A 13,288-nucleotide genomic window follows, 5' to 3' on the forward strand; every position below is an offset into this window, starting at 1 on the left:
GCGGGGGAGGGCTTCGGGGCCACGGGGGAGGACGCCCGGTGGGACGTTCGGGTCTGCTGGGGGAGGGGCTCCGGCCGGCCGCGCCAGGCGTCGGTGCGGAACCAGTCGGACACCTGCTGCGCGGTGGGCCGCTCCTCCGGCTGTTTGGCCAGCAGTCCGAGCAGATACGAGTCGAAGGCGGCGGAGATGTCGACACCGCGCTGTCGCAGCGGGACCGGCGGGGTGTCGACATGCTGGTACAGCGTGGCGGTGGCGGTGTCGGACTTGAACGGGGGCTGACCGAGCAGCAGTTGATAGACGACGCAGCCCAGCGAGTACATGTCGGACGCCGAGTCCGCCGTACGTCCGAGAGCACGCTCGGGCGCCAAGTAGAGGCTCGTGCCGACGATATGGCCGGCCGTCGTCAGCGCGGTCGAGGGATCGTCGACGAACTGGGCGATCCCGAAGTCGCCGATCTTCACCGAACCGTCCGCGTCCAGCATCAGGTTGCCCGGCTTGATGTCGCGGTGGACGATGCCCTGGCGGTGCGCGGCGGCAAGACCGGCGGCGGCCTGACCGGCGATCCGGGCGACCTGTTCGGGGTGGACCCGCTCCTGGGCGGCCAGCAGGTCTCCGAGGCTCTGCCCCTCGACCAGCTCCATCACCAGGAAGAACCGGTCCTCCCAGGCGCCGAAGTCGAACACCGCCACCAGATGCGGGTGGCTCAACCGGGCGGCGGTCTGGGCCTCCAGCCGGAAGCGGGCGGTCGACGAGGCGTCCGCCTGGTCCCCCAGCAGCAGCTTCACGGCCACGGCGCGTCCCAGGACCTCGTCCGTGGCGCGCCACACCTCGCCCATGCCGCCACGTCCGATGGGGGATACCAATCGGTACCGACCAGCTACCAGCACCTGCTACACCTATCTCGAATGGTGGCCCGCTCCGGCTGTCGGACCCCCGGGGCCCGGGGTCTTGGGCGGAGTCCTGGGCGGTGCGGCGAACGACATGATCAGGATATCGGTCCGGCGGGGCCCGGATGCCCCGACGGCCTTTTCCCCGGGCCCGGCTGACGGCCCGGCACCTCTCCCCGCCTGCCCCGACGCCGGGAATGCCCGCCGGGCCCTGCCTCAGCCGGACATCCGGCAGTACGCGGCCTCGGCCGAGAACGCGGACTGCCCGTCCGCGAACAGCAGGTCGGCGGCCTTGAACGCCGGGTCGGACGCGGTCTCCGGCACATAGGGGACGGCGATGCACCGCATGCCCGCCGCGTGCGCCGCCGCCGCTCCGGCCGGGGCGTCCTCCAGCACCACGCAGTCCGCCGGCTCCGCCCCCATCCTCCGTGCCGTCTCCAGGAACACGTCCGGCTCGGGCTTGCCCTGCGCGACCTCCTCGGCGGAGACGTACAGCGGGATGTACGCGTCGAGCCCGGTGACCGCGAGCACCGCCTCGATCGCGGCCCGGGACGAGCCGGAGGCCACCGCCATCGGCACCTCGGCCGCGTGCAGGCGCTCCACGAGCACCCGCATCTGCGGGAAGACCTCCGTCGACGCCCCGGCGAGCTCCAGGTAGAGGGCGTTCTTCCCGGCGAGCAGTTCGTCGACCGGGGCGTCGATCCCGTACTCCGCGCGCAGGACGGTCAGCGTCTCCCGGGTGCCGATGCCGATGAACCGGGTGTGGGTCTCCCAGTCGAAGTCCCGTACCCCGTACCGGGCGAGCAGCCGGCGCCCCGCCTCGTAGTAGTTCGGCTCGCTGTCCACCAGCGTCCCGTCCAGGTCGAAGATCACGTGGAACCCGGACGCGGTGACGGGGTGGGAGGTCATGGCTCCAGCATGCCGCAGCGCGGACCGCCGGGTCCGGTCACCCCCGGCCGGTCCCGGCGTCCGGCCGGTCCCGGTCGCCCGCCGCGCGCCCCACGGCCTCCACCAGCGGCAGCACCCGGTGCGCCACCCGCTCGCGCAGCGCCACATCGGTCCGCGTCCTGACGACCCCCGGCAGTTGGATCAGCCGCTGGATCACGTCCTCCAGGTGCCCGTTGTCCCGGGCGACGACGCGGGTCAGCAGATCGCCGCCGCCCGTCGTCGAGAACGCCTCGATGATCTCGGGCACGGCTGCCAGGGCGTCGCCCACCTCCACCAGGTGCCCCTGGGTCACCTCCAGGTGGACGAAGGCGAGCACGGGGTGGCCGAGCGCGGCCGGGGAGAGGGCCGGCCCGGTGCCGGTGATCACACCGTCGCGCTCCAGCCGGTCGAGCCGGGCCTGCAGGGTGCCGCGGGCCACGCCGAGGATGCGTGCGTACTCCCGGACGCTGGTGCGCGGCTGCTCGATGAGCAGGCGCAGGATCCGGGTGTCGAGAGCGTCCACCGCCATGATCCGCCGATCTCCTTCCGAGCCGTCCTGTCCGGCCCCGACTGTACCCAGGGCACGGGGCCGCCTCGGGCCGTCGAGGCGGCGGCAGGCGCACCACCCGTTCCCCTTAGCCCCCCGACACCCGTCACCCGTCGCCCGTCACCCGTAGGACGACGACAGCACGGCCATCACGACCGCCGTCAGCGCGAACTGGGCCACGGCGGCCGCCCAGAACCGCCCCCAGCACAGCGCCAGCCCGATCGAGGCCGGCATGCCTCCGCTCCACAGCAGCTCCGTCACCGGGAGAACGGCGTCCTCACCGTTGTGTGCCGCGGCCCAGCCCTCCATGCCGACGGCCAGCCAGGCGTAACCGCCCACCAGGATGTCGAGCGGTAGGACGCCCAGGAACACCAGAAGGTTCGCCGTGCCGGTACGCGGTTCGCGCCGCCGCCCGATTCCGGCCGTGCGCGTACCCATGTTCATGTCCATGTCGGGATCCTGCGCCGGGGAGGCTCTCCGGGGATGAGTACCCGTACTCATCCCCGAGGTGGTCCGTTGGCACGCTGGTGGCCGAATCATCGACCATTTCACTGGGCCATCGGTACAGGGTATTCCTTCCGATTTGATCCAAGAGCCAGACGGGTGCTGCAATGGAGGCGTCGATGGCGCTGCGGACTTCCGCGGCGCCTTTTTCATGCGAGTCCCGCGGAGACGCGGAAGGGGTGGAAGTGTGCTGAAGAGGGTGTTCGTGGCGCCGGACCCGGGGCGGGTACGGCTGCGCTTCGCAGGCCGGGCCGTGCTCGGCATCAGCCTCGCGGTCGCGCTGTGCGGCCTCGCCGGGCACTCCCTCGAGGCGGCCATCACCGGCGGCCTCGCGGCCCTGCTCGCCCTCTTCACCGTGACCGACCCGACGGTGCGCGGGCAGGCGGTCACCACCGCCCTGCTCCCCGTCGTCGGTCTGCCCGTCCTCGCCGTCGCGGCCGTGCTGCACGACCAGCCGCTCGCCCGCGACCTGATCTTCCTCGCCGTGATGGGGGCCGGCGTGTACGCCCGGCGCTGGGGGCCGCGCGGGCACGCGCTGGGCGTCTTCGCGTTCATGACGTTCTTCGCCGCCCAGTTCCTGCACACCGTGCCCGGACAGCTGCCCGAGCTGTACGTCGCCGTGGTGCTGTCCCTGTGCGCCTCCTCCGCCGTCCGTTTCGGCCTGTGGTGCTACGAGCGGCGGCTCCCCGTCGTGCCCGCGCCCGCTCCGCCGGAGGGCGGGGGCCGGATCCGCGTCACCACCCGGCAGGCCGTCCAGGCCACCCTGGGCGGGGCCTTCGCGCTCGGCCTGGGGCAGCTCCTGTCCGACCAGCGGTGGTACTGGGCCGTGGGCGCCACCTGGTGGGTCTTCGTCAACACCACCTCGCGCGGCGAGACGCTCGTACGCGGATTCCGGCGGGTCCTGGGGACCGTGATCGGCATCGTCGCGGGCTTCGCCGTGGCCATCCCGCTCGACGGCGCGGGAGCCCCGACCGCCGCCATCGTCGCGGTCAGCGTCTTCGGCATCTTCTACACGGCAGCGGTCTCGTACAGCTGGATGATGTTCTTCGTGACGGTGATGGTCGGCATGCTCTACGGCGTGCTGGGCGTCCTGGACGCCGCCCTGCTCTGGCTGCGCGTCGCGGAGACCGCCGTAGGCGCGCTCGGCGCGGTGCTCGCCGTCCTGCTGGTGCTCCCCGTCACCACCCACGCCATCACCGACGCGTGGATCCAGAAGGCGCTGCGGTGCGTGCACGCCTGCACGGCCGAGGCCGCCGACCGGCTCGCCGGCTCGACGATCGCCGACCCCGGCCCCCGCGTCGCCGAACTGGAGGTGCTGCTCGGCCGGGTCCGCCTCTCCCTCGCCCCGCTGGTGCACCCCCTGAGCCCGCTGCCGGCCCGCAAGGCACGGGCCCGGCAGGTGCTCGCGCTGCTGGACGACTGCGTACGGGAGGTCCGGGGCCTGGCCTCCATCGCCGCCGACCCGGACGCCTCGCACGACTCACGGCTCTCGGCCGCCTGCTCCCGCGTCGAGGCGGCCGTCGAGGCGCTCACCGCACCCGAGGGCTCCCGCGGCTTCCATCTGCCCGAGCTTCCCGGGGCCGTCGTCGACCCCGCCCTCGCCCACCTGCACGGCCTGGAGCGCGCACTCGCCGCACTGGCGGCACCGCTCCAGGGCCGGGGCGGCCGGACTCCGGCCATGGCGCCCGAGCCGGCCTGACCTTCCCCTGAGGCGGTGCCTGACCGTCCCCCGAGGGCTGCGCCGCCCCGTGTCCCCGCACTGTCCGATCCTTTCCGGCCACATTGGTCTGGACCGCGGCGGGCTCCCTGCTACCGTCGGCCGTGAAGATCGCGGCGACGGTGAAGAGGGGTAGCGCGATGATCGGCAACAGTGCCGGGCGGGCATTCATTGGGTCGTTCACCTCGGCGGGCGGGCGCGGCATCACCGCCGCCGCCGTGGACCGGGACACCGGCGCGCTGACCGTGCTCGGATCCACGGACGCCGTGCCCGACCCCTCGTTCCTCGCGGTCGGCCCCCGAGCGGACGGCACGGTCCTGTACGCGGTCGGCGAGAGCGCCCCCGGCGTCGCCGCCGCCTTCGCCCTGGACGAGGACGTACCGGTCCTCCTGGGCCCCGTCCGGGCCGTCGAGGGCGATGCGCCCACCCACCTCGCGCTCGCCGCGAACCACCTGGTCACCGCCAACTACACCTCCGGCAGCGTCACCGCCCTGCCGGTGGACGCCGACGGATCGCTCGGGACGGCGGCCTCGGTTCTCCGCCATGAGGGCAGCGGCCCGGACACCGGCCGCCAGGAAGCTCCGCACGCCCACCAGGTGCTCGCCGACCCCTCCGGCGACTGGGTGGTCAGTGTGGACCTCGGCACCGACTCCGTACGCGTCTGCGCCCTGGACCCCGCCACCGGCGCCCTGCGACTGCACGGCGAGACGGCCCTGCGTCCGGGCACCGGCCCGCGCCATCTGGCCTTCCACCCCTCGGGCGCTCCCGCCTACGTCCTGGGCGAGCTGGAGCCGGTCCTCACCGTCTGCCGCTGGGACGCGATGACGGGCCGCCTCGACGTGCTCGGCGAGACACCGGTGCTGCCCGAGCACGAGGGGGCCGGGCCGGCCGACGACGCGGTGCGCACCTACCCGTCCGAGGTGGTCGTCGCGCGCGACGGGCGCTTCCTGTGGACCGCCAACCGGGGCCACGACAGCATCTCCGTGCTCACCCTCGACGAGAGCGGCGAGAAGGCGTCCCTGGTGGCCACGGTCGGCTGCGGAGGACGCTGGCCGCGCGACCTCACCCTCGACCCGAGCGGCCAGTGGCTGTACGCGGCCAATGAGCGCTCCGGGAACGTCAGCTGGTTCGCCGTGGACGCCGAGACCGGCATCCCGCGGCACGCGGGCTCCGTCGAGGTCCCCGCGGCCTCCTGCGTCGTCTTCGCCTGACCGTCGGCGCCGCCCTCGTCCGACCACGAAAGCCCGGACACAGCGCGGCGGGCCCGGACCGGAGGAGAATCCCCGGTCCGGGCCCGCCGCGCTGTGTCCGGCTTCCCGAGCCGCCGCCCCGGGGCGACGGCGTCCGGTCAGTGGGTCTGAGCTCCCTGGGTGCCCTGCGGCGTCGCCGGCGTGATGCCCAGCGTCGTGGCGTACAGGGACAGCACGAGCTTGCCGATCGCCGGGTAGGCGCCCAGCGGCTCGGCCGTCGCGCAGCCCGCCTCCTTCGCGGCGGCGTCCAGCAGGCCGGGGTCGACCTCCGGGCCCACCAGGTACGGCGCCAGTGCCAGCTGCGCGGAGCCGGAGCCCTGCAGCTGCTGCGCGATCGACGCGACCGAGCCCTCCACGTCCAGCGCGGCCGCCATCACCGGCACGGCGAGCCGGGCGGCCAGCAGCATGCCGGTGATCCCGGCGGCCTGCACGGCCTCCTCGCCGCCCACGGTGGCCAGCACGATGCCGTCGGCGGCGGTGGCGACGGTGAACAGCCTGGCGCGGTCGGCGCGCGCGAGACCGGCCTCCGACAGCCGTACGTGCAGGGCCTCGGCGAGCAGCGGGTGCGGGCCGAGCACATCGGTCAGCTCGGCCTGCGTACCGCTGTCCATCACGGCCTGCCGTATCCGCCGGATCAGCGCGCTGTCGGGCCCCGCGAGCAGCGGGACCACGACGGCGGACGGACCCGTGGGCTCGGCGACCTCACGGCCGGCGGCCACGGCCTGCTCGAAGCGCGCGACGCGCTCGGCGGCGTTGTGGGCGAGAACGGTGGCAAGGGTCGGGTACTCGGCATCGTCCCCGTCGAGATAGCCGATCCGGGCGTTGAGGCCGGGCAGCTCGGAACGGGCGATGCTGATGACCTCCTCGGCCAGGCTGCGCGTGGCCGGGGAAGGCGTACCGGGAACGGCGAGAACGAGCGCGGCAGCGCCCTCAGGTGCGACCACGGGCTCCGGGCGGCGGTGCCGTCCGGACTGGCGAGGTCGCGGCATTCGTACAGGCAGGCCGGAAGCGGGCCCAGTGGGGGTGCTCATGGCGCCGCATGCTACTGGTTTTGCCTGCCCCTCTGTTCGGGGAGGGTCCGGTCGAGCGTTAACTATCCGCTTATGTCCGATGAGTGATGTACCGCCGGAGTGTCCCTGTCTGTCGGCCGGTTGCCGGCTCGCCGTTCCCCCGGTTTCCCGTCCGTCTCCGCGCCGTCACGCTGACTTCTCACCCCGTCCGGGGCTCGCCGCGCACCGCCGTTCCGCCGTGCTCTCCGGGTCCGCGCTCCGAGGGCACGAACAACATCGTCGGGTGACGCGGCAGACGCAGGTCCCCGGCCGCCAGGGCACGTGCGATCCGGAGTGCGCCCGTCAGCGGATCGCCCGTCGCCGCGGTCACCCGGGCCCCCGGCAGTAGCCGCGCCAACTCCTCGCGCAGGGGCGCGACCAGCGGCTCGCCCATCCTGAACAGGCCCCCGGTCAGCGCCACTTCGCCGACCTCGCCGCTTTCGTCGCCTGGGTCGCCTCCGTCACCCTCGCTGCCCTCGCCGCCCGTCCCGGCGGGCGGCGGGCACACGGCCGCCGCCGCCTCGGCGATATGGCCGGCGGCCTGTCGAAGAATGCCCGCGGCGACCGGATCCGCTCCGGCGCACGCCGCCACCTCCGGGGCGAACGAGGCCAGCACGGCCGGCCGGTCGGTCCGCGGATAGAGCAGCCCCGGCAGCTCCTCGGCCGGTCCGAACACCGCCCGCAGCCGGTCCAGCAGTGCGGCGGAACCGCCACGCCGCCCGTCATGGGCGCGCATCGCCGCGTCCAGCCCGGCCCGGCCGATCCACGCACCGCCGCCGCTGTCACCCAGAAGATGACCCCACCCGTCGGCCCTGTGCCACTCCTTCAGGTCCGTACCGAGGGCGATCATGCCCGTGCCGCCCGCGACGACCGCACCGGGACGCTGTCCCACCGCGCCCGCGTAGGCCGTCACCGCGTCGGCGGCCAGCGCCACCCGGCGTACCCCCAGCGCGTCCGCGAGCGCGCCGGGCAGCTCCGCCCGCAACCGCTCACCCAGCGTGGCCATGCCGGCGGCCCCGATCGCCAGTGCCGCGATATCGCCCCTCGTGGCTGTGCTGGTCCTGACTGCGCCGGTCGCCGCGTCGTCGGACGCGGCCGCGCGCTCCAGCAACTCCCGGGCGGCGGGCAGCAGCTGGTCCAGCAGGTGCCCGGCGTCGATGCCGCCCGGCCCCGTCCGCACCGGCTCGGCGCAGACGGTCGTCGACAGCGGCCCGGACAGCCCCACCCGGCCCAGCGCCACCCGCAGCCCGGAGCCCCCGGAGTCGACCCCGAGGACGAACGCGCCGGGTCCGGCCGGGGCCGGCCCTGCCGGGGGGTGCGTCACGGCAGCCGCCAGTCCACCGGCTGCGCCCCCTGACGCTCCAGCAGTTCGTTGACACGGCTGAACGGCCGCGAGCCGAAGAAGCCCGCGTCGGCCGACCGGGGGGAGGGGTGCGAGGACTCGATCGCGGGGGAGTCGCCCAGCAGCGGGCGCAGATTGCGGGCGTCGCGTCCCCACAGGACCGACACCAGCGGGGTGCCGCGGGCCACCAGCGCCCTGATGGCCTGCTCGGTCACCTCTTCCCAGCCCTTGCCCCGGTGCCCGCCGGCCCGCCGAGGCGCGGTGGTCAGCGCCCTGTTCAGCAGCAGCACCCCCTGCTGCGTCCACGGCGTGAGATCGCCGTTGGACGGCCTGGGCAGCCCCAGATCCCCGTGCAGCTCCCGGAAGATGTTCTCCAGACTGCCCGGCAGCGGCCGTACGTCGGGGGCCACCGCGAAGCTCAGCCCGATCGCGTGTCCCGGGGTGGGATACGGATCCTGGCCGACCACCAGCACTCTCACCTCCTCGAACGGCTGCTGGAACGCCCGCAGTACATGGGCCCCGGAGGGCAGGTACGTACGGCCCGCGGCGATCTCCGCGCGGAGGAAGTCGCCCATAGCGGCGATGCGTTCGGCGACGGGTTCGAGGGCGTCGGCCCACCCCGGCTCGATGATCTCTTTCAACGGTCGTGCTGCCACGGCCCGCACTCTACTGCTGATACGACCACTCCGATCAACTGCCGTCGGTGCTCAGGCCGGCCGCCCGTCAGCCGAGCGCCACCGCCCGTACGCACAGGACGTCCGGCAGATGTGCGGCGAGCTGCTGCCAGCTGTCCCCGTCGTCCGCGCTGGCGTACAACTCGCCGTTGCGGTTGCCGAAGTAGACCCCGGCGGGATCCGCGTCGTCGGTGCACAGGGCGTCCCGCAGCACCGTCCCGTAATGCTCCCCGTCCGGCAGGCCCTGGGTGAGCGGTTCCCAGGTGCGCCCCGCGTCGGTCGTACGGAACACCCGGCAGCGGTGCTCCGCCGGCACCCGGTCGGCGTCCGCGTTGATCGGGAAGACGTACGCCGTGTCGCCGCGGTGCGGGTGCGCGGCGGCGGCGAACCCGAAGTCGGAGGGCAGGCCCGCGCCGATGTCGCTCCAGTGGTCGCCGGCGTCGTCGCTGCGGAACACGCCCCAGTGGTTCTGCAGATAGAGCCGGTCCGGGTCGGCCGCGTCCCGGGTGACCTTGTGGACGCACTGCCCGAACTCCGGGTCCGGGTCCGGGAGGAAGACTGCCGAGACGCCCTTGTTCGACGGCTCCCAGCTCGCCCCGCCGTCCTTGGTCCGGAACACCCCCGCCGTCGACACGGCGACGGTCACGGCCTTGGCGTCCCGCGAGTCGGTCAGGACGGTGTGCAGCCCCTCGCCGCCGCCGCCCGGCTCCCACCGCGAGCGGGTCGGGTGCTCCCAGAGCGGACGCACCAGCTCGAACGACTCGCCCCGGTCCTCGGAACGGAACAGCGCGGCCGGCTCCGTGCCCGCGTAGACCACGTCCGGCGCCTCCGGTCCCGCCGGGTGCAGCTGCCAGACGCGCTCCAGCGACGCACCGGTGGACTTGGGGAACTTCACCGCCGGCTGTCGCGGCTCGACCCAGGTCTCGCCCAGATCGTCGGAGTGGAAGACCGACGGCCCCCAGTGGGCGCTGTCCCCGCCGACCAGGATTCTCGGGGTGTCCCCCCGGGTGTCCACGGCGACCGAGTAGATCGCCTGCGCGTTGAAGTGCGGGCCCGTGATCTCCCAGGTCCCGCCGCGTCTGCGGCCGATGAAGAGACCCTTGCGGGTGCCTGCGGTGAGCAAGACATCGGTCATGGTCCTGAACCTCCCGATACGCCGTTGTGCCGGAACAGTGCCAGTCTGCACCCGACCACTGACAGTGGCCCGCGCACACGCCCGCCGCCCCGGTGGTGCGGCCCGGCGTGCGCGGTTCCCTTGACCGGTGTCCGGCGGCGGCCCTAGCGTTCGACAGCCGTAGAAAGCGCTTGCGCGGGAGGCTCTTCAGGTCCCGTGCCACCGAGACTCAGGAGCCCCTGTGGTGACCTTCGAAGGACTGCCCGGCGCCGTCGCCGTCTCGCACCTGAGCGTCTACGACTGGCCCTCCGCAGACGGGCTGCGCGGAGGCACCCCGCATCTGCATCTGACCTGCTCGGAGGGGTACGTCGTGGTCGGCGGCAGCGGTTCTGTGCAGACCCTCACGGCCGAGGGCTTCCGGGAGACCCCGCTGACGTCCGGCGCGCTGGTCTGGTTCACTCCGGGCACCGTCCACCGCCTGGTCAACGAGGACGGGCTGCGCCTCATCGTGCTCATGCAGAACAGCGGGCTGCCCGAGGCGGGCGACGCCGTGCTCACCCTGCCGCCAGGCCGACTCACGGACCCGGACGCCTACCGCGCGGCGGTGGCCCTGCCGGTGGACGCCGAGGAGGCCGTGCAGGAGCGGGCGGCGCGGGCCCGACGCGACCTCGCCGTGGAGGGGTTCCTCGCCCTGCGCGAGGCCCTGGAGAAGGGCGACCCGGAACCGCTGGCCGCGTTCCACCGTGCCGCCGCCGCGCTCGTCCGCCCCCGTGCGGCCGAGTGGCGCGCCCGCTGGGAGAAAGGGGCCGCCACGGCGCCCCCCGCCACCGCCGACCAGCTCGACGCGTTGGACCGGGGCGAGGCGGGCCACCTCGCCGACGCCCGCGTGCACGCCGAACGGCCCTCCGCGCACGGCAGGTTCGGCATGTGCGGCCGCCTGGACGTCTACCGGACCTGAACCGGCCCCGCCGGACCTGAACCGGCCCCGCCGGACCTGAACCGGCCCCGCCGGACCTGAACCGGCCCCGCCGGACCGCCCCGGCGGACGGCGGGCCCGCCCGTACACCCCGCCGCCGGATGCTGACATGCTGGTGGAGGCCGGAGAGGGCCGCATGGACGCCGTACGGAGGCCGTACAAAGGCCCGGGGCTGAGACCTGGCCCCGGGGGCGCCCGAGGCCAGGGAAACCGAGGAGAGACGACGATGAGCAGCGGGATCGGGATCCGGATCGGGATCACGGACGCCGGCGGCCACCCGGTGCCGATCACGGTCACCGCGGGCGAGCACGTCATGGTCACCGCGGGCGAACACGCGCCCGTTACGGTCATCGAGGGCGGGCCCGCCCGGGCCACCGGGGACGATCCCGCCCCCGACCGTCCCGCTCCGGCTCCCCGTATCGGCATCCGGCTCTCGCCCCCGGCGGGCGAGCTCGTCTGGTCCTGCACCCCCGAGGCGGCCCGCGAGCTGGCCGCCGTGCTCCTCCGGGCGGCCGAGGAGACCGAGAACGCGCCGGCGGAGCGCCCCGTCACGGTCGAGGCGGGCGAACTGCGCCGCGGCGACGTGCGCGACGGAGACCGGGCCATGACCGTGGAGAGCGCACGGACGGACGGCTCCACGGTCCACGTCACCTGGAAGTCGGGTGCCGGCCGCAGCTGGACCCAGGCGTACGCCGCCGACGCCGCCATCACCCTGAAGCGCCGGCTTCCCGAAGGCAGTTGACGCCTCGACCGTGCTCCCCGCGGCCGCCGCACCCGTTGGCTGCCGCAGTGAGCCCGCCGCGTCGGTAGGGTGGCCGTGATGTCTACCGAACAGGGCCCCACAGTGCGCGAACTGGCCGTCCAGGCGCTCTCGTCGATCGAGCGCGGCTACGACCTCCTCGCCCCGAAGTTCGACCACACGCCCTACCGCACCCCGGACCGCGTCCTCGACGCCGTCACCCGGGCGGTGGGCGAACTCGGCCCCTTCGGCACCGGGCTCGACGTCTGCTGCGGGACGGGCGCGGGCGTCGGCGTGCTCCGAAAGCTGTGCCAAGAGCGGGCGGTCGGGGTCGACTTCAGCGCGGGCATGCTCGACGAGGCCCGGGCCGCCTTCCCGCCCGGGGGAGAGGGGCCGGCGGCCCACTGGGTACGGGCCGACGCCCGCTCCCTGCCCTTCGCGCCGGTCTTCGACCTCGCCCTGAGCTTCGGCGCGTTCGGCCACTTCCTGCCCGCTGAACGCCTCGGCCTCTTCGCCGAGGTGCACGGATCGCTCCGGCCGGGCGGACAGTTCGTCTTCCCGATCGGCGCACCGCCCCCGGTGGGATCGCGCGCCTACTGGTCGCTGCTCGGCTTCGACGCGGCGATGCGGGTGCGCAACGCCCTGTGGCGCCCGCAGTTCGTCATGTACTACCGCACGTTCCGGCTCGGCGATGTGCTGGAGGACCTGACGCGGGCCGGATTCGCCGTGCGGCTCGTGCCGCTGACCGAACTGGGCTCGCGCCCCGACGGCAGCCCCCGCGCCCGCCTGGTGGTGGCGACCCGCGAATGACGGCGCGGGAGTGACGGCGCGGAAGTGGTGACACGAGAGTGACGGCGCGGGAGTGGTGACCCGGGCGTGACAGGGCGGGAACGGCGACCCGGGAGTCACAGTGCCGGGCCGCTCAGGCGTTCTCGTCCCGGGCCGCCGCCAGCAGCCCCGCCCAGTCCGGGATCTTCACCGGGCCGCGCCCCAGCGAACGGCCCAGCTCCGCCTCCGCGCGCTCGATCGACAGCCTGCCGGCCCACTCCACCGGCCGCAGCCCCCACTCCCGCAACACGGCCAGCGGATCGTCCGCCACCGCACGCCGCGTCAGCGCGGCCGCGTCCGCCAGGAGCGAGGCCACCGTCTCCTTGGCGCAGGAGCGGTTCGAGCCGATCACCCCGGTCGGCCCCCGCTTGATCCACCCCGCCACGTACTCACCCGGCGACGGCACCCCGCCCCGCAGCACCCGGCCCGCCGCATGGGGCACCGTTCCGCATACCGGGTCGAAGGGCAGCCCCGGCAGCTCCACCCCGCGATAGCCGACCGCCCGCAGGACGAGCTGCGCCTCGACGTCCTCGTAACGACCGGTGTCCCGTACCCCGCCGGCCCCGTCGGGAGCGGTCCGGGCGAACCGCACCCCGGCGACCCGCCCGCCGCGCTCCAGCAGCTCCACCGGCCGCAGGAAGAACCGCAGCCGGATCCGGCGCACGGCCCCGGCGGCCCACGATGTGCACATCGCGCACCCGGCTGGACTCCAGCGCGCTCAGCGCGGCGCGGGG

Annotated in this window: 13 protein-coding genes and 1 pseudogene; 5 read left to right on the plus strand and 9 right to left on the minus strand. The window is 74.3% G+C overall.

From position 1 onward, the window contains the following. The 4 genes from JS521_RS27525 to JS521_RS27540 all read right to left on the minus strand — a co-directional run. The coding region (locus JS521_RS27525) for a serine/threonine-protein kinase (RefSeq protein WP_239487913.1) at positions 1 to 836 on the minus strand (836 nt) is incomplete at its 3' end. Between the two features lie 267 nt (positions 837 to 1,103). Then, entirely contained in the window at positions 1,104 to 1,796 is a 693-nt protein-coding gene (locus JS521_RS27530; protein ID WP_205085669.1) for an HAD family hydrolase, read from the minus strand. Between the two features lie 37 nt (positions 1,797 to 1,833). Continuing rightward, positions 1,834 to 2,343 (minus strand): Lrp/AsnC family transcriptional regulator, encoded by a 510-nt coding sequence (locus tag JS521_RS27535; RefSeq protein ID WP_205085670.1) that lies wholly within the window; start codon positions 2,341 to 2,343, stop codon positions 1,834 to 1,836. Between the two features lie 138 nt (positions 2,344 to 2,481). Beyond that, complete coding sequence (locus tag JS521_RS27540) at positions 2,482 to 2,811, minus strand: hypothetical protein (protein ID WP_205085671.1); 330 nt, start codon at positions 2,809 to 2,811, stop codon at positions 2,482 to 2,484. Positions 2,812 to 3,052: 241 nt separating this feature from the next. Here JS521_RS27540 and JS521_RS27545 point away from each other — a divergent pair, with 241 nt between their 5' ends. Together JS521_RS27545 and JS521_RS27550 are read left to right on the plus strand one after the other, a co-directional pair. Continuing rightward, positions 3,053 to 4,564, plus strand: a complete 1,512-nt coding sequence (locus JS521_RS27545) for an FUSC family protein (protein ID WP_205085672.1) — start codon at positions 3,053 to 3,055, stop codon at positions 4,562 to 4,564. A 158-nt stretch (positions 4,565 to 4,722) separates the two neighbouring features. Then, a complete protein-coding gene (locus JS521_RS27550) occupies positions 4,723 to 5,793 on the plus strand; it encodes a lactonase family protein (RefSeq protein ID WP_205085673.1) in 1,071 nt (356 codons plus the stop codon). 137 nt (positions 5,794 to 5,930) lie between these two features. Here the strand turns inward: JS521_RS27550 and JS521_RS27555 are convergent, their stop codons facing one another. The 4 genes from JS521_RS27555 to JS521_RS27570 form a co-directional block, all read right to left on the minus strand. Further along, on the minus strand, positions 5,931 to 6,863 hold the full coding sequence (locus JS521_RS27555) for a sirohydrochlorin chelatase (protein ID WP_205085674.1): 933 nt from the start codon (positions 6,861 to 6,863) through the stop codon (positions 5,931 to 5,933). A 178-nt stretch (positions 6,864 to 7,041) separates the two neighbouring features. Next, positions 7,042 to 8,205: an N-acetylglucosamine kinase gene (locus JS521_RS27560; RefSeq protein ID WP_205085675.1), complete on the minus strand. Its 1,164-nt coding sequence runs from the start codon at positions 8,203 to 8,205 to the stop codon at positions 7,042 to 7,044. Beyond that, positions 8,202 to 8,879 carry a uracil-DNA glycosylase gene (locus JS521_RS27565; RefSeq protein ID WP_205085676.1) on the minus strand — a complete coding sequence of 226 codons (678 nt, stop codon included), beginning with the start codon at positions 8,877 to 8,879 and terminating at the stop codon, positions 8,202 to 8,204. The genes JS521_RS27560 and JS521_RS27565 overlap by 4 nt, the downstream gene beginning before the upstream one ends. Before the next feature lie 67 nt (positions 8,880 to 8,946). Continuing rightward, positions 8,947 to 10,032 carry a WD40/YVTN/BNR-like repeat-containing protein gene (locus tag JS521_RS27570; protein ID WP_205085677.1) on the minus strand — a complete coding sequence of 362 codons (1,086 nt, stop codon included), beginning with the start codon at positions 10,030 to 10,032 and terminating at the stop codon, positions 8,947 to 8,949. Between the two features lie 220 nt (positions 10,033 to 10,252). Here JS521_RS27570 and JS521_RS27575 point away from each other — a divergent pair, with 220 nt between their 5' ends. From JS521_RS27575 to JS521_RS27585, 3 genes are all read left to right on the plus strand, one after another. Then, positions 10,253 to 10,969: a cupin domain-containing protein gene (locus JS521_RS27575; protein ID WP_205085678.1), complete on the plus strand. Its 717-nt coding sequence runs from the start codon at positions 10,253 to 10,255 to the stop codon at positions 10,967 to 10,969. Between the two features lie 244 nt (positions 10,970 to 11,213). Continuing rightward, complete coding sequence (locus JS521_RS27580) at positions 11,214 to 11,729, plus strand: hypothetical protein (RefSeq protein ID WP_205085679.1); 516 nt, start codon at positions 11,214 to 11,216, stop codon at positions 11,727 to 11,729. A 78-nt stretch (positions 11,730 to 11,807) separates the two neighbouring features. Further along, positions 11,808 to 12,536, plus strand: a complete 729-nt coding sequence (locus JS521_RS27585; protein ID WP_205085680.1) for a class I SAM-dependent methyltransferase — start codon at positions 11,808 to 11,810, stop codon at positions 12,534 to 12,536. 112 nt (positions 12,537 to 12,648) lie between these two features. On the opposite strand, the pseudogene JS521_RS27590 reads toward JS521_RS27585, so the two are convergent. Then, positions 12,649 to 13,230: pseudogene (locus JS521_RS27590) on the minus strand (ferredoxin--NADP reductase domain-containing protein); the annotation flags it as partial. Between the last annotated feature and the right edge of the window lie 58 nt (positions 13,231 to 13,288).

Source organism: Streptomyces durocortorensis (genome assembly GCF_016901035.1).
Taxonomy (GTDB): Bacteria; Actinomycetota; Actinomycetes; order Streptomycetales; family Streptomycetaceae; genus Streptomyces; species Streptomyces durocortorensis.